The sequence below is a fragment of the Propionivibrio sp. genome (assembly GCF_016790145.1).
Lineage (GTDB): Bacteria > Pseudomonadota > Gammaproteobacteria > Burkholderiales > Rhodocyclaceae > Propionivibrio.
Genome location: NZ_JAEUOI010000127.1, coordinates 40,246 through 58,147, shown reverse-complemented (window position 1 = coordinate 58,147; position 17,902 = coordinate 40,246). Strand labels below are relative to the sequence as shown.

The following is a 17,902-nucleotide window of genomic DNA, read 5'->3' as shown; positions in this document are numbered from 1 at the left end:
TTCGGCGAACGACAAGGGCTGTGACGTCCCGGCCACAATGAAGTGATCGAGCACCCGAACATCGACCAAAGCCAGTGCCTGCTTGAGTTCCCGGGTGAGCAGCTGGTCAGCGCTCGAAGGCTCGGAAACACCGGAAGGATGGTTGTGTGCCAGAACGACGGCCGCCGCATTATGCAACATGGCCTTCTTGACCACTTCCCGGGGATAGACACTGGTCTGCGTCAGCGTACCGCGAAACAGCTCTTCGGAAGCAATCAGGCGGTTTTGTGAATCCAGCCAGAGGGCAAAGAACACTTCATGCTTGAGACCGGCCAGATGCAAGCGCAGATAGTCACGCACCGAACCCGGCGTCGAAAAGGCGTTGCCCTGCTTCAATTCCTCGCCCAGCGCCCGGCGCGACATCTCCAGAACAGCCTGCAACTGGGCGTACTTGGCCGGCCCCATGCCGGGAATCAGCGAAAACTCGCCCTGCGTCGCGGCAAACAGGTGATTTAGGCTGCCAAAATGCCGGATCAACTCGCGAGCCAGGTCGACTGCGCTTTTTCCCCTGACGCCAACGCGCAGAAAGATTGCCAGCAGTTCTGCGTCGGACAGCGCAGCGGCACCTTGCGCCAGCAAGCGTTCGCGCGGACGCTCATCCTCAGGCCAGTCGGTAATTGCCATGCTGCAATCTCGGTTAGAATGTTCCATCTGACATTCTAACCAAGCTTATCGGGTCATTCGCATGGAATTGACGGGAAAACACATTGTGCTCGGCGTCAGCGGCGGCATTGCCGCCTACAAGGCCGCCGAACTGGTCCGCCTGCTGATCAAGCAGGGTGCCACCGTGCAGGTTGCAATGACCGAGGCGGCGACCCACTTCATCACCCCGGTCACCTTCCAGGCGCTGTCCGGCAACCCGGTGTTTACCAACCAATGGGATCCGCGTGTCGCCAATAACATGGCGCATATCGACCTTTCGCGTGCCGCCGACGTGCTGCTGATCGCCCCGGCCTCGGCTGATTTCCTGGCCAAGGTCGCCCACGGTCTGGCCGACGATCTGCTGAGCACGCTCATCCTGGCACGCGACTGTCCCTTGCTGGTGGCTCCGGCGATGAACCGCCAGATGTGGGAAAACGCGGCTACGCAACGCAATATCGCCACCCTGCGCAATGATGGCATCGCCATTCTCGGCCCCGCCTGCGGTGAGCAGGCCTGTGGCGAAAACGGCCTCGGACGCATGCTCGAACCGGTAGAAATCCTCACCGAACTGATCGCTCACTTCCAGCCCAGATTGCTTGCTGGAAAAAAGGTGCTGTTGACCGCCGGACCGACCTTCGAGGCCATCGACCCGGTGCGCGGAATCACCAATCTGTCGAGCGGCAAGATGGGCTTTGCCCTGGCTCGTGCCGCGCACGAAGCCGGCGCTGAAGTCACGCTCGTCAGTGGCCCGGTCAGCCAGACCACACCGAGCGGAGTCAAGCGCATTAACGTGACCAGCGCCCGCGAAATGCACGCCGCCGTCATGCAGTGCGCCGCCGCACAGGACGTGTTCATCGGTGTTGCAGCAGTTGCCGACTATCGCCCGAAACTTTCCAGCGAACACAAGATCAAGAAGGATGGAGCTAGCGCGACACCGATTGAGCTGGTCCAGAATCCCGACATCCTGGCTGACGTTGCTGCCCTGCCGGTCCCCCCGTTATGCGTAGGTTTTGCCGCCGAAAGCCGGAACCTGGACGACTATGCCCAGAAAAAGCGCACCGCGAAGAAAATCCCGCTGATCGTCGGCAACCTGGTTCAACACGGCTTTGGCGGCGACGACACCGTGCTGACCCTGTTCGACGATGACGGCGAAACTCCGTTGCCGCCCGGCCCCAAGCTCGAGTTGGCCAGAGCGCTCATCGGGCATATTGCCGGACTGCTTGCCAGGCGCTGATGCACACCATGAACGACGACTATGTACAGGAGAAAACCCGTCGCATCGTCGGGCGTGAAGCACTTAGGCGCGCCAGCCGAATGGTTCAGGCCTGGCGCGAGGACGAACAGGAAAATGCACGGCTTGCCAAACAAATAGCCCTCCTGGTGCTTGTCGTTGCCATGCTGGGCGCTGCCCTCTTCATTCTTTTCTGACCGGAAACCCCATGCACTGCATTGACATTCGCCTGCTCGACCCCCGGCTCAAGGACAGCCCGCCGCACTACGCCACCCCCGGCGCGGCCGGCCTTGATTTGCGTGCCTGCATTGAGACGCCGGTGAAAATTCACCCCGGTGAAACCCTGCTGATCCCGACCGGCATCGCCATTCATCTGGCCGACCCCGGTCTCGCGGCGATGATCCTGCCGCGCTCCGGGCTGGGTCACAAACATGGCATTGTGCTCGGCAATCTGGTGGGCTTGATCGACTCCGACTATCAAGGTGAAATCATGGTGTCGACCTGGAATCGCGGCAAGGAGAGCTTCACGCTCAACCCGCTCGATCGCCTGGCACAACTCGTCGTCGTCCCGGTCATGCAGGTCGCCTTCAATGTCGTTGACGAGTTTGACGCCAGCACGCGCGGCGACGGCGGATTTGGCAGCACGGGGAAAACCTGATCCTGGTCCTGACCTTACCGGCTACCATGAATCATGCATAGAAGGGGACGGTTTTGACGCACCAGCAGACAATCAAGTTATCGACCCGTGGCCGTGGAACGACGGAGATTACGGCAATGGTTTCGAAGATCGTCCAAGACTCACGGATCGAAACCGGTCTCGCCAACGTATTTATTCTGCATACCAGTTGCTCGGTCATCCTTACCGAAAACGCCGATCCTTCGGTACGTCGCGATCTTGAGACGCTGGCGCTTCGCTGGGCAGCCGACGGCGACCCCGCCTACCAGCACAGCGACGAAGGTGATGATGACATGGCCGCCCATGGCAGAAACATTCTGGCGGGCAGTTCGATCACCGTGCCGGTCAGCCATGGCGGCCTGCGGCTTGGAACCTGGCAAGGAATCTATCTGTGGGAACACCGAACGCATGCTCATCAACGACAAATTGTCGTTACCGTTTTCGGCTGATGATCTCTACAGACAGGTAAGTCACCGACCATTCAAGCTCGCATGCTGACGGGTATCAGCCCGCGCAGGGCGTTCGCCATATGGATGCCCGGGGCATCCAGCAAATCATCCAGGGTCAGAACACATTCACGCGCACGACCCGACTCAAGCAAATGTCGACGCATGACTCCGGGCAGCAATCCGCAGGACAGTGGTGGCGTCAGCAGGACGCGGCCGCGCTCGATAAACACATTGCTGCGCGCGCCCTCGCAGACCTCGCCGCGTGTGTTGAGAAAGAGCGCATCAAATACTTTCGGGTGATCGGCCAGTCGTACCAAAGCCCGATCGTACAGGCTGCGAGCGCTCGTCTTGTGGCGCAGCAGGTAGTCGTCCGCGTCCAGTCTTTCATCAGCCAGAACCACCTGCCAGGATTGTCCATCGTCAGACATCTTCGTCAGGTCGATGCGGTACTGGCCATCATGCGCAAGGGTCAATCGCACACGATGAATTCCGTCTGCACAGTCAGTTGAGAGCTCCGTCAGAGCCACCGCAAGCGCTGGCACATCACACGCAAAACCAAGCGCTCGCGCCGAAGCCGCAAGCCGCTCCAGATGCAAAGTCAACAGCGGGAATTTCCCGAATTCCAGGCGCATCGTTTCAATAAGCTCGAAACCGGGATCGAAACCGGTGAGAAAACGCGATTTCAGGAGACATTCAGCGTATTCGCGCCCGGGGTCGGAATCAATGACGATGCCGCTGCCGACACCAAGGCTCGCCCGCCCGTCCGGTGCCACCTCCAGCGTACGAATGGCGACGTTGAAACGACAATCGCCGCCCGGTGCCACCCAGCCCAGTGCTCCGCTATACAGGCCGCGTGGAGTGCTCTCCAGATCGGCAATGCGCTGCATGGCACGAATTTTTGGCGCGCCGGTAATCGAACCGCAGGGAAACAGCGCACGAAACAGATCATACAGACGCACATCGGGCAAATCGGCGGAAACGCTGGAGACCACCTGCCACAGACTCGGATAGGCTTCGGCTTCACACAGAGATTCAACCCGAACCTTGCCGGGTGCAGCCAGCCGGCCCAGATCGTTGCGCAACAAGTCTACGATCATGATGTTCTCTGCTCTCTCTTTCTCGGACGCCAGCAACGCCATGCGCTGCACCTCATCGTCTTCCGGCGTCGCACCGCGTTGCGCGGTGCCCTTCATCGGTCGCGTCAGCACGCGCTCACCGCTGCGCTCAAAGAACAACTCGGGCGAGAAGGAAAGCAGTGTTTCCTCCGGGGTGACGACGTAAGCTCCATAACGTACCGGTTGGCGCTCGCGCAGACGCGCATAAAGGGCCAGCGGATGGCCGTAAATCCTGAAATCGAGCGGGAACGTCAGGTTGATCTGGTAACAGTCGCCCTCGGTAATCCAACGCCGGATCTGCTCGACCTTTGCCGCATGGCTCATGGCCTCCAGCCGCGGCGAGAACTCAGCCACACCGGCAACCCGCAGGTATTCGGGCACACGGGCCAGACATTGGTCAAGGAAAGCCTCAAGGGCCCGCACATCAAGTTGCCGGGCTTGACCAAACACCCAGCCACGCAAGCTTGCCCGGCGAGGCCTGGACCTTACGGCGGCCGGCTCGAAAAAGGCTCCAAGCGCATAGTCTGCGGCCAGGGCAACCCACTCGCCATTGGCTGAAGCCGCCTCAATGGCCTCAAACACCGAAGCCAGATCGCCGCTTCGATCAGCACAATCTTCACCATCACCATCGAAACAGAGCGTTCGACGATACTCCGACAAAAGAATGGCACTACCGCCGTCACCATCGAACAGGGCGAAACGCTCGCCGGCCAATGTCACGGTTCAAAATCCCGGAGGAGAAACGCCGCCACAGTAATGTGGCTTACTTGCGCTTGAAATAGAATTCGAAGACCTGGTCGGCTTCGGCGTTGGCCAGCAAGTGGTTGCCGGTCTGCTTCGCGAAGGCCTGAAAATCCTTGACCGCGCCAGGGTCGGTGGCCAGAACGCGCAATACCTGGCCGGAGGACATTTCGGCAAGTGCTTTCTTGGTACGCAAGATCGGCAGCGGACAGCTCAGCCCCTTGACATCAAGTTCTCGATCAAACTGCATGATCAGTTCCGGAACGAATAAAAAGACGCATTCTAACCGCCATTCCAGGCGCCATTCTTTTTCAGCTTTGCTTCTTCAGCCTGCAGAATGCGCAATTCGCGAAGACGCGCATCAACGGCAGACTGCTCCTGGAAATTGCCATCGCTATCCTGCTGGGCAAACTGCAACTGCTCGACCGCCTGCCCGAGTTGCCCCTGCAGCAGGTAAAACTCGGCCTGTGCCCGGTGCTGCGGCAAACGTTTGCCCAAGGCGGCATAGTTTTTTGCCTGCAAGCCGTAGAGCTTGTAATCGGCAAGGTTGAGTTGCAACTGCGTATCAAGAAATACCAGGGCCCGATCGTATTGCCGACCCGCGAAGAGAGACTCGGCATAACCATAAGCCAGAGACCTCGCCTGGGGAAAGCGCTGTAGTGCATCGCGGTAAATGGCCTGCGCCGCAGGCAGGTCGCCGGCGCTTGTCTTGATCTCGGCCGCCAGACCGGCAATCATTGGCGACGCAAGCTTGAGTGCGCTGAGCGCTTCAAACTCACGTTGCGCCGCCGACGTATCCTTGGCTCTCATCAGCGCAAAAACCAGGCCATAACGAGCGGCGGCTTGCGACGCATATTTCTTTTCGCGCAACTGGGTTTCGAATTCACTGACCGCTTCGCGTGGCGTACCCATCAGCGCGCGCAGCTTGGCACGCACGAGTTGGAAATCAAGGCTGCTGACAACCTGCCGATAGGGCGAACTTTGTGCCCGGTTCTGCATATCGGAAATCCGCTCGATCGTCAGCGGGTGCGAACGTAAATAGACTGGCGCATTGTTCTCGTAAAGTCGGCCTCCCTTTTGCAGACGCTCGAAGAAATCACCCATGCTCCGCACATCGAAGCCAGCCTTGTCGAGTGATTGATATCCCATACGGTCCGCCTCTCGCTCGAAGTCGCGGCTATAGGCCAGTTGAGCCTGAACGAGACCGGCCTGAGTCGAAACGATGGCAGCCGAAGCAATATTCGAATTGGAGCGGGCGGCGAGTATACCGAGCGCCATGGCAATCATGCTTGGTATCGTATTCTGTTTCTCTTTGGCGATCTGGCGCGCCAGATGATTCTGGGTCACGTGCGCAATTTCGTGAGCGATAACACCTGCCAGTTCGGACTCGGACTGTGCCGTAAGAAGGGTGCCGGTGTTCACTCCTATAAAACCGCCGAACATGGCAAATGCATTAACAGTGTTGTCGCGTATGGCAAAAAAATGGAAATCGCCGGTCGGATTCGCACTGGCTTCAACAAGACGACTGCCAAGGCTGGCAAGATAGTCGTTGATTTCCGGATCGTCGACGTAACTGGGCTCACGCAGACGAATTTCGTTCATGATGCTCTCGCCTATCTTGCGTTCGAGTTGCGGCGAAAACTCGGCACGCGCCGACTCCCCGAGATCCGGAAGATCATCGGCCAATGCAAACGAAGTCCCGGCCATTAAAGCAGCCATCGTCAGTGGCAGGACAGCACGGGACAAGCGGCAGAGCGAACTTAAAAGGCGAGTGATCACAGTTGCAGGATGACATGCTGAAAAAAATGAGAATATGATAGCGGACTCCACCGCAGCCTTATGTTTCAAGTTGTAACGTGAATATTGCCAGTATCAGGCGAAAAAAAACCCGCCAGAGGCGGGTTCCCTTGGCGCAACCGAGAATCAGGCACGCCCAATATTCGATGCTTGCTTACCTTTGGGGCCCTGCGTTACATCAAAAGAAACCTTCTCGCCCTCTTTGAGGGTCTTGAATCCGCCCATGGTGATCGCGGAGAAATGGGCGAAAAGATCTTCACTGCCATCATCCGGAGTAATGAAACCGAAACCCTTGGCGTCATTGAACCACTTAACTGTACCTGTTGCCATATTGCTACATCCTTGAAAAGAGACTAGATCCGGGCATCGCCCGACGTGCATGTTTGAAATTCAAATACAACTTGAACCGAAACATGGAGACTTTGTACGCTAGTTATAGCGGATGCGTCAAGCATTTTTGAATGCAAATGCTGGCATAGTGTGGTTTATGGGTAAAATTCTGCTAACAAAGCGGTTTTGGAATTCGAAAAGACTGAGTAGAATTGTGATATGGCAAAACAGCATCAGGAAGGCTCCGTACTCGAAGCCAAACGCAGCAAGCTCGCCCCTCCACCACTTTACAAGGTATTGTTGCTCAATGATGACTTCACACCAATGGACTTCGTTGTTCTTGTATTGCAGAAGTTTTTTTCCATGAACCGCGAACAAGCGACACAAATCATGCTCAAAGTACATACGGAAGGTCGAGGCGTCTGTGGAGTTTTTCCGCGCGACGTCGCCGCCACCAAGGTCGAGCAGGTCGCGACCTTCGCACGTGATAACCAGCATCCGCTGGCGTGCGTCATGGAGGAAAACTGAATGATCGCGCAGGAACTAGAAGTCAGCTTGCACATGGCCTTTGTCGAGGCACGGCAAAAACGTCACGAGTTCATCACGGTCGAGCACCTTCTGCTTGCACTGCTCGATAACCCGTCCGCGGCAGAAACACTGCGCGCCTGTGGCGGAAATATCGAGCAGTTGCGCAGGGATCTGACCAAATTCATTGTTGAGCACACACCGACGGTTGATGGCGAAGAGGATATCGATACGCAACCGACGCTTGGTTTCCAGCGCGTTATCCAGCGCGCTATCCTGCATGTCCAGTCGTCCGGGAAAAAAGAGGTTAATGGCGCCAATGTACTGGTCGCCATTTTTGGTGAAAAGGATTCACACGCGGTTTACTATCTGCAGAAGCAGGGCATAAACCGGCTGGACGTGGTCAATTTCATTTCCCACGGCATCAGCAAGGTACCGCAGAGCACGGCACGTAGCGAACATGGCGTTGAAACCGAAAACGAGACGCAAACCACAGCCGGCCCCCTGGAGAGCTACACCGTCAATCTCAACGATCTTGCCCTGCAAGGCAAGATCGATCCCTTGATCGGACGGGAAAAGGAACTCGAGCGTGTGATTCAGACCCTCTGCCGCCGTCGCAAGAACAACCCCTTGCTGGCTGGCGAAGCGGGAGTTGGCAAAACCGCCATTGCCGAAGGTCTTGCCCGCCGGATCGTTGAACATAACGTACCGGAGATTCTCGAGAAGGCAAGCGTCTACGCCCTGGACATGGGTGCTCTGCTGGCGGGTACCAAGTATCGCGGCGACTTCGAGCAACGCCTGAAGGGCGTTCTCAAGCAGTTGAGCGAAAACCCGCATGCGATCCTGTTTATCGACGAGATCCACACGCTGATCGGTGCCGGGTCGGCGTCCGGCGGTACGCTGGATGCATCAAACCTGCTCAAGCCGGCACTCTCCAACGGCCAGCTCAAGTGTATCGGTGCGACAACATACACCGAGTACCGGGGCATTTTCGAGAAAGATCACGCGCTGTCGCGACGCTTCCAGAAGATCGACGTTAATGAGCCTTCGATCGCCGAAACCGTTGAAATCCTGAAGGGTCTGAAAACTCGCTTCGAGTCACACCACGGCATCAAGTACTCGGCCGCTGCGCTGACTTCTGCCGTAGAGCTCTCGGTGCGCTTCATCTCCGACCGCCACTTGCCGGACAAGGCCATCGACGTCATTGATGAAGCAGGTGCTGCGCAGCGTATCCTGCCAAAGTCCAGACAGAAAAAAATGATCGGCAAGCAGGACATCGAAGAAATCGTTGCCAAGATCGCCCGCATCCCGTCAACACATGTCTCGTCGGATGACCGTCATGCCTTGAAAAACATCGACCGCGATCTGAAAGCTGTCGTCTTCGGGCAGGAAGCCGCGATTGATGCACTGGCCAAGGCCATCAAGATGTCGCGCTCCGGACTTGGCAATCCGGCCAAGCCGATCGGCAGCTTTCTTTTTTCCGGCCCGACCGGCGTCGGCAAAACCGAAGTTGCCAGACAACTCGCTTACTGTCTCGGCAACGAATTGATTCGTTTCGACATGTCCGAATACATGGAGCGGCACGCCGTCTCACGGCTGATTGGTGCCCCTCCGGGTTATGTCGGCTTTGATCAGGGTGGCCAGTTGACCGAAGCAGTCACCAAGAAGCCCTATTGCGTGCTGCTGCTCGACGAAATTGAAAAAGCGCATCCTGACATCTACAACATCCTGCTTCAAGTCATGGATCACGGCACCTTGACTGACAATAACGGGCGCAAGGCCGATTTCCGCAACGCGGTGATCATCATGACCACCAATGCCGGACAGGAATCCATTCAGAAAACAAGCATGGGGTTTACCAACGCCAAGCAGGCCGGTGACGAAATGGTCGAGATCAAGCGCCTGTTCACTCCCGAGTTCCGTAACCGGCTCGACGCCACCATCTCCTTCAAGGCACTTGACCACGACGTTATCCTGCGCGTCGTCGACAAATTCCTGATGCAACTGGAGGAACAGTTGCACGAGAAGAAAGTGGAAGCCACCTTCACCGATGCGCTCAAGAGTCATCTGGCAAGTAACGGTTTTGACCCATTAATGGGAGCACGTCCGATGGCACGGCTGATTCAGGACACCATCCGCTCGGCGCTGGCCGACGAACTGTTGTTCGGCAAGCTGGCCAGTGGCGGCCACGTCACCGTCGACATTGGCGAGGATGGCAAGATAAAGCTGTCGTTCAAAGAAGAAACCGCCGAAGTCGTCTGAAAACACCTGGGAGACGGCCATGCCTTGGCGCATGGCCGTTTTTTCGTATGATATGCGACGAACTCAGCGCCATGGAGAAACTCATGAGCTTCAAGACCCCCGACCTCTGCGATGCTTTTGAAGGCGAACTCGGCAAAACGGTCCGCGTTGTCGCCCCGATGTTCAAATGTTATGGTGCACGCGCTACATTCAGCGGCCGTATCGTCACCCTGAAGCTATTCGAAGACAACGCACTCGTGCGCACCACCTTCGGCGAAGACGGACAGGGCAAAGTGCTTGTCATCGACGGCGGCGGATCGATGCGCTGCGCGCTGGTTGGCGACCTGCTGGCCGTTCTGGCACAGAAAAACGGTTGGGAAGGGGTGATCGTTTACGGATGTATCCGTGATTCTGTCGAAATAAACAGCATTGACATTGGTGTGCGCGCACTCGACACCCACCCGCAGCGCAGCATCAAAAGGGGAACAGGCGAGCGCGACCTTACGGTGACTTTCGGCGGTGTCAGCTTCAACCCTGGCGACTTCCTCTATGCCGACGAGGACGGCATCCTGGTCTCAAGTCAGGCGTTGACTTAGCAATCCCAGGGCAAATTTCGGTTTCAGAGACCTAGAGTGCGAGAATAAGCGCCTTCTTCGTTTTCTGGAGCCGTCATGCAGCACTTTGCCAGTGACAACTACGCAGGAATCTGCCCCGAAGCCCTGCAGGCGCTGCTTGCAGCCAATGCCGGTCACGCCCCGTCCTATGGCGATGACGAATGGACACGGCAGGCTTCGGACCGCCTGCGTGACCTGTTTGCTACCGATTGCGATGTCTATTTTGTATTCAACGGCACTGCCGCCAATTCGCTGGCACTGGCTTCGCTCTGCCAGAGTTACCACAGTGTCATTTGCCACGAGCTGGCACACGTGGAAACCGACGAATGCGGCGGTCCTGAGTTCTTTTCCAATGGCTCCAAGCTGCTCCTGGCCAAAGGCGAGGACGGCAAACTCACGCCCGAGACCGTGCGTGAGGTCATATCGCGTCGGAACGACATTCACTATCCCAAGCCTCACGTTGTTACGCTGACCCAGGCCACCGAGGTTGGTACGCTCTATCGCCCGACGGAGATCGCTGCCATCGCCGAGTTGGCGCATCACTTCGGACTGCGCGTGCACATGGATGGCGCTCGCTTTGCCAATGCCGTGGCCTCGCTCGACGTAACACCGGCCGATCTCACCTGGCGTGCCGGCGTCGATGTGCTGTGCTTCGGCGGTACCAAAATGGGCTTGCCGATGGGCGAGGCGGTCATTTTTTTTGACCGCGCGCTGTCAGAAGATTTTGCCTGGCGCTGCAAACAGGCCGGACAACTGGCCTCCAAGATGCGCTTCCTTGCGGCTCCCTGGCTCGGAATCCTTGAGGGAGAAATCTGGCGGCGACATGCCGGCCACGCCAACGCCATGGCGCAGCGACTGGCCATTGGTCTGGCTTCAGTTCCCGGCGCTAACCTGCTGTTTCCGGTAGAGGCCAACGGCGTTTTCGTCGTGTTGCCGCGGTCGGTACAGGACGGGTTACGTGTGCGCGGCTGGCGCTTCTACACTTTTATCGGTGCAGGAGGTGCCCGCTTCATGTGCGCCTGGGATACAAGGCCGGAAAGCGTTGATGCGCTGCTCGCCGACTTGCGCGAACTCTCGGCACAAGCTGATTGAATCTGATGCGCTTGTATCATCCGATAAATTTAATCACGGAGTTACAAAATAATTCTTATATCTTATATAAGACTATTGTTAGAAAACAAAAACATCACTATAATTAAAAAGATCGACTGCCAGAAAAATAAGCGGATTTAAACTGCGGGCAGTCAGATTTTCTCAAATTCCGGTCATTTTAAAATTTTTATGGAGGTCAATCATGAGTACACGTGAACAACAAATCGCCGAACTTGAAAAAGACTGGGCTGAAAATCCTCGCTGGAAAGGTATCAAGCGTGGCTATTCCGCCGCTGAAGTTGTTCGTTTGCGTGGCTCCTTCCCGATTGAATACACCCTGGCCCGTCGCGGTGCAGAAAAGCTGTGGAACCTGGTCAACACCGAACCCTACGTCAACTGCCTTGGTGCTCTGACCGGCGGCCAGGCCATGCAGCAGGTCAAGGCCGGGGTCAAGGCCATCTATCTTTCCGGCTGGCAAGTTGCCGCTGACAACAACAGTTATGCCGCGATGTATCCGGACCAGTCGCTCTACCCTGTCGACTCGGTACCGAAGGTTGTCGAGCGCATCAACAATACCTTCCGCCGTGCTGACGAAATCCAGTGCTCGAAGAACATTGAAGCGGGCGACAAGGACTACATCGACTATTTTGCCCCGATCGTCGCCGACGCCGAGGCCGGTTTCGGCGGTGTGCTTAACGCCTTCGAATTGATGAAGGCGATGATCCGCTCCGGTGCCGCCGGCGTGCACTGGGAAGACCAGTTGGCCTCAGTAAAGAAGTGTGGCCACATGGGCGGCAAGGTATTGGTACCAACGCAGGAAGCGGTTCAGAAACTGATCGCGGCGCGTTTTGCTGCCGACGTCTGCGGCGTACCGACGCTGGTGATCGCCCGTACCGATGCCGAAGCCGCCGACCTGCTGACTTCGAACCATGATGACAATGACCAGCCCTTCATCACAGGTGAGCGCACAGCCGAAGGCTTCTACAAGACGAAACCGGGTCTGGCGCAATCGATCTCGCGTGCAGTGGCCTACGCGGCCTATGCCGACCTCGTCTGGTGCGAAACCGGCAAGCCGGATCTCGAGTTCGCCCGCAAGTTCGCCGAAGGCGTACATGCAAAATACCCGGGTAAGATGCTTGCTTACAACTGCTCGCCTTCATTCAACTGGAAAAAGAACCTCGACGATGCGACCATCGCCAAGTTCCAGAAAGAACTCGGCGCCATGGGCTACAAGTACCAGTTCATCACCCTCGCCGGCATTCACAACATGTGGTACCACATGTTCGATCTGGCGCAGGACTATGTGGCGCGCGGCATGACCGCCTACGTAGAAAAGGTTCAGGAGCCTGAATTTGCAGCGCGTGACCGTGGTTATTCCTTCGTATCGCACCAGCAGGAAGTCGGGACAGGTTACTTCGACGAAGTTACCACCGTAATCCAGGGGGGAATCTCTTCCGTAACCGCACTGACCGGATCAACCGAAGAAGAACAGTTCCACTGAGCATTTGCCAACCGCCGCAAGGTGCAAGCCAGGGCCGCCTCCGCAAGGATGCGGCCTTTTTACTTTAGCCACTTCGCTTCATCTCCCGCTCATTTGATCTCCCAATAACTCGGTCGACTGTATTCTTCCTTGAGCAAATCAATGAGTAGCCGAACGCGTAACGGCAGGTGGCGACGTTGCGGAAATACGGCGTAGATTCCCATCGCCGGAGCCTGCCAGGCATCGAGTACCGAGACCAGCCTCCCCTCCTGAAGATCCCGCCCAACCTCCCACAGCGAACGCCAAGCCAAACCCCGACCGTCAATCGCCCATTCGTGCAGTACCGCACCGTCATTGCAGGAAAAATCGCCGCTCACCTTCAAGGTCTCAAGCGCATCGGTTTGCGGATCGCGAAAAACCCAGCCCCGTTGTTGACCGAGCGAGAGACAGTTGTGCTGAACCAGATCGGCCGGAACGCGAGGTGCACCATGCGCAACCAGATAAGCCGGTGCCGCAACCACCATGCGCCGCATTTCACCTAGCCTGACGCTGACCAGGCTTGAATCGCTGAGTTCACCTATGCGAACGGCAAAATCAATGCCCTCGTTGAGCAGATCGACGAGCCGGTCGGAGAGATCAAGGTCGACGCTGACTTCGCGGTTGGCCGCCATGAAGACGCTGACCAGCGGCGCGACGTGCCGGCGCCCGAAGCCGGCTGGTGCCGACAGGCGTAGATGGCCGCTGGCCTTGACCCCGCCCAGGCTGACCGAGGCTTCAGCATTGGCCAGTTCGTTGAGGATGCGCTGACAGTCTTCGAGAAAGGCTTGCCCTTCAAATGTCAGCGACAACTGGCGCGTCGTTCTTGTCAGAAGCCGGACACCCAGGCGTTCTTCCAGCGCGTCGAGCCGACGACCAATGATCGCCGGAGTGACCCCTTCCAGCCGGGCAGCCGCCGACAGGCTGCCGCGCATCGCGGCGGAGACAAAGGATTCAATCTGTTTGAAAACTGCCATGGCACCATTTTATACTTTAAGTAAAAGATAATTTCAACTCTGTACGTCTTCCATTACGATCCATGCAGGAATACACTGCTGTCTTCTATAAGACCTGGACTAAACTCTCATAGAGAAACCGAAAAATTGCCAGTCTCGCCCTCACTACCTCCAGCGCTGGCTGCTGATACTGGTCTTGGTTGGCGACAGCCTGACACTCAATGAATTCGTAACCCCTTTTGTTAACCCTAACCACAAGGATCTGCCATGAGCCTCAATCTGCCTTCCGGCGTTCAAGTCAACGCGCCCATCAAACCCGGTTATGAAACCATCCTCACTGCCGACGCGCTGGCGCTGGTCGCCAAATTGCACCGCGCCTTCAATAGCCGTCGGCAGGAATTGCTTGAGGCTCGTGCTGTTCGTCAGGAACGCATCGATGCGGGTGAAATGCCCGGCTTCCTGCCAGAGACTGCTCACATCCGCAACGGTGAATGGAAAATCGCACCTTTGCCCAAGGCTCTGGAACGGCGCCGCACCGAAATCACCGGCCCGGTCGAAGCGAAGATGATCATCAACGCCTACAACTCCGGCGCTGATTCGTACATGACTGACTTCGAGGATTCAAACAGCCCGAAGTGGGACAACCAGATCCAGGGCCAGGTCAACATCTACAAGGCCATTCGCCGCGAACTTTCATTCCTTAACGAAGCCGGCAAGGAATACAAGCTCAACGAAAAGATCGCCACCCTGCAGATCCGTCCACGCGGCTGGCATCTTGACGAAAAACACGTGACCGTCGATGGTCAACGCGTTTCCGGTGGTATCTTCGACTTCGCCCTCGTCTTCTTCCATAACGCCAAGGAGCAGATTGCCCGCGGCGCCGGTCCCTTCTTCTACCTGCCGAAGATGGAATCGCACCTCGAAGCGCGCCTGTGGAATGACATATTCGTCATGGCACAGGATCATATCGGCCTGCCACAGGGGACCATCAAGGCCACCGTGCTGGTTGAAACAATTCTCGCCACCTTCGAGATGGAAGAAATCCTTTATGAGCTGCGCGAGCATTCATCCGGGCTAAACGCCGGCCGCTGGGACTACATTTTCAGTTGCATCAAGAAATTCAAGAAGAACAGGAACTTCTGCCTGGCCAACCGTGGCGCGATCACCATGGAAGTACCGTTCATGCGCTCCTACGCGCTGCACCTCGTCAAGATCTGCCACAAGCGCGGTGCCCCGGCGATGGGCGGCATGAGCGCCCTGATCCCGATCAAGAACGATCCGGAGGCCAATGAAAAAGCGCTGGCCGGCATTCGCCACGACAAGACGCGTGATGCCAACGATGGCTTCGACGGCGGCTGGGTCGCGCATCCGGGACTGGTGTCCATTGCCGCCGAAGAGTTTCAGAAGGTACTTGGCGAGCGTCCGAACCAGTGGGAAAAACAACGAACTGAAGTCTTCACCGCCAAGGACTTCCTCAACTTCCAGCCCGAACAGCCGATCACTGAAGCCGGTGTGCGCAACAACATCAATGTCGGCATTCACTACCTGGGAAGCTGGCTGGCCGGTAATGGCTGCGTGCCGATCCACAACCTGATGGAAGATGCGGCAACGGCTGAAATTGCCCGCTCGCAGGTCTGGCAGTGGGTGGTTTCGCCAAAGGGAGTACTCGACGACGGGCGCAAGGTCACGGCTGAAATGGTTAGGCAAATGATTGACGAAGAACTGCCAAAGGTCAAAACAACCGTCGTCGCCCAGGGTGAAGACACCGCCACCTATGACCAGGCCGCCGTGATCTTCGACAAAATGAGCCTGACACCGGAGTATCCGGAATTCCTGACGCTGCCGCTGTACGAGGCGATGGACTAGCAGCCTGTCATTTTGAGAAACCTGGAAAAAGTTGCACTACCAAGCCACCCATGAAGATTCACCAGGAAAGCAGAATATCGCTTTCCTAGGTGTTCCTGGATAAACTTGGTGTCTCCAGGGGATTTCCTGCGCTGCAACCTGGTGATGAACACTTCGTCGCTGTTGCTAAAGCACCACCTGCGTCCCGAGTTCGACTACCCGATTGCTCGGGATCTTGTAAAAGCTCGTTGCACTCCCGGCGTTGCGGAACAGGAACACGAAAAGTTTCTCGCGCCACAGCGCCATCCCTGACCCCACCTTTGGAATCAGCGTCGCGCGGCCGAGGAAGAAAGAGGTTTCCATCATATCGATAGTCAGGCCCTGCGTTTTGCACAAAGTCAGCGCTTGCGGGATATCGGGCTCGTCCTTGAAGCCGTATTGCACGGTCACCCTGAAGAAATTACCTTTCAGCTTGCTGATCTCGATACGGTCAATTTCAGGAACATAGGGCACATCAAACACTTCTACGGAGACAATCAGCACCCTTTCGTGCAGCACCTTGTTGTGCATCAGATTGTGCAGCATCGAACTCGGCACACGGTCGTTTCTCGAGGTCATGAATACCGAGGTACCGAGTACGCGCACCGGCATGGACACCAGCAAGGCATCGATGAAGCTTACCAGTTCTATCGCCTCGCCGCTGGTGCGCTCGGTCAGCAACTGCCCGCCACGCTTCCAGGTAGTCATCACCAGAAAGATCATGGCACCGGCGACCAGCGGGAACCAGCCGCCATGAGGAATCTTGAGTATATTGGCAAACAGGAAAGTCAGTTCAACCGAAAGGAAAACGGCAAAAAGTGCAATCGAGCGCCCCCATCCCCATCCCCAGCTTTTCGCCGCAACAAAGGTTGCCAGAACTGATGTAATGACCATGTCGCCGGTCACCGCTATACCGTAGGCGGCAGCGAGGTTGTCAGTTGTCTGGAAACCGAGCACAAGAATGACCACCGCGACAAAAAGACCCCAATTGACGCCGGGCAGATAAACCTGACCCTGTGCCTTCTCGGACGTAAATTGAACCTCGATACGCGGCAGGAAACCAAGCTGCATGGCCTGCCGGGACACTGAAAAAGCGCCCGAGATCACGGCTTGTGAAGCAATCACCGTGGCCAGTGTAGCCAGCGCCACCAGCGGGTAAAGCAGCCATTCCGGCGCAAGCCGGTAGAAGGGATTGTCCGCCGCCCCCGGATTGACAAGCAGCAGGGCACCCTGCCCGAAATAGTTGAGGATCAGCGACGGCAACACAAAGCCAAACCAGGCCTGACGAATCGGCTTGCTTCCGAAGTGCCCCATATCGGCATAGAGCGCCTCCGCTCCGGTTACCGAAAGCACGACAGCACCCATGGCCACGATGGCAATGGAGCGATTTTCAATCAGGAAACCAAGACCGAACGTGGGACTCAGCGCCTGCAGCACCCCTGGATTCGCCAGAATGCTGATAAACCCAAGAATAGCCAACGTGGCAAACCAGAGCAGCATCACCGGGCCGAACAGGGTGCCGAGCGAGGCCGTCCCCCGGCGCTGAAAATAAAACAGGGCAAAGAGCACCACCAGTGTCGCCGGTATGATGACAGGCTGGAAGGCGGGGGTAACCACTTTGAGACCTTCGAGTGCCGAGAGCACTGAAATGGCCGGAGTGACCATGCCATCGCCATAGAACATCCCGGCGCCGAGCAACCCGACCAGCATTATGGACCTCTGGAGCACTGGATTGTCTTTGGCGCCATGCTGGGCCAGTGCAATGAGTGCCATGATGCCGCCCTCGCCCCGGTTGTCGGCGCGCATGATGAATAAGACATACTTGACCGAGACGATGATGATCAACGACCAGACTATCAGCGAAAGGATGCCGAGCACGTTCTCGGGCGTCAATGGAATCGAATGGTTTCCGGCGAAGACCTCTTTCATCGAGTACAGGGGACTGGTGCCGATGTCACCATAAACCACGCCGAGTGCCGCCAGTGCAAGAGTGGCCTGCTGCGACTTGCTCTGTATTGCAGCCTGATGCATCAAAAGCTTCTCTTTAAAATTTC

General features: G+C 57.0%; 17 protein-coding genes. 10 read left to right on the top strand and 7 right to left on the bottom strand.

The window, feature by feature from the left end:
• A partial coding sequence (radC, locus tag JNM42_RS11060) for a DNA repair protein RadC (RefSeq protein ID WP_294269486.1) occupies positions 1-663 on the bottom strand: 663 nt, incomplete at its 3' end.
• A gap of 61 nt (positions 664-724) precedes the next feature.
• Here radC and coaBC point away from each other — a divergent pair.
• Genes coaBC through JNM42_RS11040 form a run of 4 tightly spaced genes read left to right on the top strand, consistent with a single transcriptional unit; the run spans position 725 to position 3,037 of the window.
• The gene (coaBC, locus tag JNM42_RS11055; RefSeq protein ID WP_294269482.1) at positions 725-1,915 is read left to right on the top strand and encodes a bifunctional phosphopantothenoylcysteine decarboxylase/phosphopantothenate--cysteine ligase CoaBC; all 1,191 of its coding nucleotides are present in this window, start codon (positions 725-727) and stop codon (positions 1,913-1,915) included.
• Positions 1,916-1,923: 8 nt separating this feature from the next.
• The gene (locus JNM42_RS11050; RefSeq protein WP_294269481.1) at positions 1,924-2,109 is read left to right on the top strand and encodes a hypothetical protein; all 186 of its coding nucleotides are present in this window, start codon (positions 1,924-1,926) and stop codon (positions 2,107-2,109) included.
• A gap of 11 nt (positions 2,110-2,120) precedes the next feature.
• Positions 2,121-2,570, top strand: a complete 450-nt coding sequence (gene dut / locus JNM42_RS11045; protein WP_294269478.1) for a dUTP diphosphatase — start codon at positions 2,121-2,123, stop codon at positions 2,568-2,570.
• Between the two features lie 53 nt (positions 2,571-2,623).
• A complete protein-coding gene (locus tag JNM42_RS11040) occupies positions 2,624-3,037 on the top strand; it encodes a secondary thiamine-phosphate synthase enzyme YjbQ (protein ID WP_294269475.1) in 414 nt (137 codons plus the stop codon).
• A 32-nt stretch (positions 3,038-3,069) separates the two neighbouring features.
• Here the strand turns inward: JNM42_RS11040 and pabB are convergent, their stop codons facing one another.
• From pabB to JNM42_RS11020, 4 genes are all read right to left on the bottom strand, one after another.
• A complete protein-coding gene (gene pabB, locus JNM42_RS11035) occupies positions 3,070-4,872 on the bottom strand; it encodes an aminodeoxychorismate synthase component I (protein ID WP_294269473.1) in 1,803 nt (600 codons plus the stop codon).
• A gap of 43 nt (positions 4,873-4,915) precedes the next feature.
• Positions 4,916-5,143 carry a sulfurtransferase TusA family protein gene (locus tag JNM42_RS11030; protein WP_294269469.1) on the bottom strand — a complete coding sequence of 76 codons (228 nt, stop codon included), beginning with the start codon at positions 5,141-5,143 and terminating at the stop codon, positions 4,916-4,918.
• Between the two features lie 32 nt (positions 5,144-5,175).
• Positions 5,176-6,600, bottom strand: coding sequence for a M48 family metalloprotease (locus JNM42_RS11025; RefSeq protein ID WP_294269466.1), 1,425 nt, complete (start codon positions 6,598-6,600; stop codon positions 5,176-5,178).
• A gap of 216 nt (positions 6,601-6,816) precedes the next feature.
• Positions 6,817-7,020: a cold-shock protein gene (locus JNM42_RS11020; protein ID WP_186409536.1), complete on the bottom strand. Its 204-nt coding sequence runs from the start codon at positions 7,018-7,020 to the stop codon at positions 6,817-6,819.
• Between the two features lie 219 nt (positions 7,021-7,239).
• On the opposite strand from JNM42_RS11020, the gene clpS reads away from it, so the two are divergent.
• From clpS to aceA, 5 genes are all read left to right on the top strand, one after another.
• The gene (gene clpS, locus JNM42_RS11015) at positions 7,240-7,548 is read left to right on the top strand and encodes an ATP-dependent Clp protease adapter ClpS (protein WP_294269459.1); all 309 of its coding nucleotides are present in this window, start codon (positions 7,240-7,242) and stop codon (positions 7,546-7,548) included.
• On the top strand, positions 7,549-9,807 hold the full coding sequence (gene clpA, locus JNM42_RS11010; RefSeq protein ID WP_294269456.1) for an ATP-dependent Clp protease ATP-binding subunit ClpA: 2,259 nt from the start codon (positions 7,549-7,551) through the stop codon (positions 9,805-9,807).
• 83 nt (positions 9,808-9,890) lie between these two features.
• Positions 9,891-10,382, top strand: coding sequence for a ribonuclease E activity regulator RraA (rraA, locus tag JNM42_RS11005; RefSeq protein ID WP_294269453.1), 492 nt, complete (start codon positions 9,891-9,893; stop codon positions 10,380-10,382).
• A 75-nt stretch (positions 10,383-10,457) separates the two neighbouring features.
• Positions 10,458-11,492, top strand: a complete 1,035-nt coding sequence (locus JNM42_RS11000) for a low specificity L-threonine aldolase (RefSeq protein ID WP_294269449.1) — start codon at positions 10,458-10,460, stop codon at positions 11,490-11,492.
• A gap of 199 nt (positions 11,493-11,691) precedes the next feature.
• Positions 11,692-12,993, top strand: a complete 1,302-nt coding sequence (gene aceA / locus JNM42_RS10995; RefSeq protein ID WP_366504436.1) for an isocitrate lyase — start codon at positions 11,692-11,694, stop codon at positions 12,991-12,993.
• Positions 12,994-13,082: 89 nt separating this feature from the next.
• On the opposite strand, the gene JNM42_RS10990 is transcribed toward aceA, so the two are convergent.
• Complete coding sequence (locus JNM42_RS10990; RefSeq protein WP_294269445.1) at positions 13,083-13,985, bottom strand: LysR family transcriptional regulator; 903 nt, start codon at positions 13,983-13,985, stop codon at positions 13,083-13,085.
• Positions 13,986-14,231: 246 nt separating this feature from the next.
• Between JNM42_RS10990 and aceB the strand changes: the two genes are divergently transcribed.
• The gene (gene aceB / locus JNM42_RS10985; protein ID WP_294269442.1) at positions 14,232-15,830 is read left to right on the top strand and encodes a malate synthase A; all 1,599 of its coding nucleotides are present in this window, start codon (positions 14,232-14,234) and stop codon (positions 15,828-15,830) included.
• 165 nt (positions 15,831-15,995) lie between these two features.
• Here aceB and JNM42_RS10980 read toward each other — a convergent pair whose 3' ends face one another.
• Positions 15,996-17,879, bottom strand: coding sequence for a potassium transporter Kup (locus JNM42_RS10980; protein WP_294269440.1), 1,884 nt, complete (start codon positions 17,877-17,879; stop codon positions 15,996-15,998).
• Positions 17,880-17,902 lie beyond the last annotated feature (23 nt).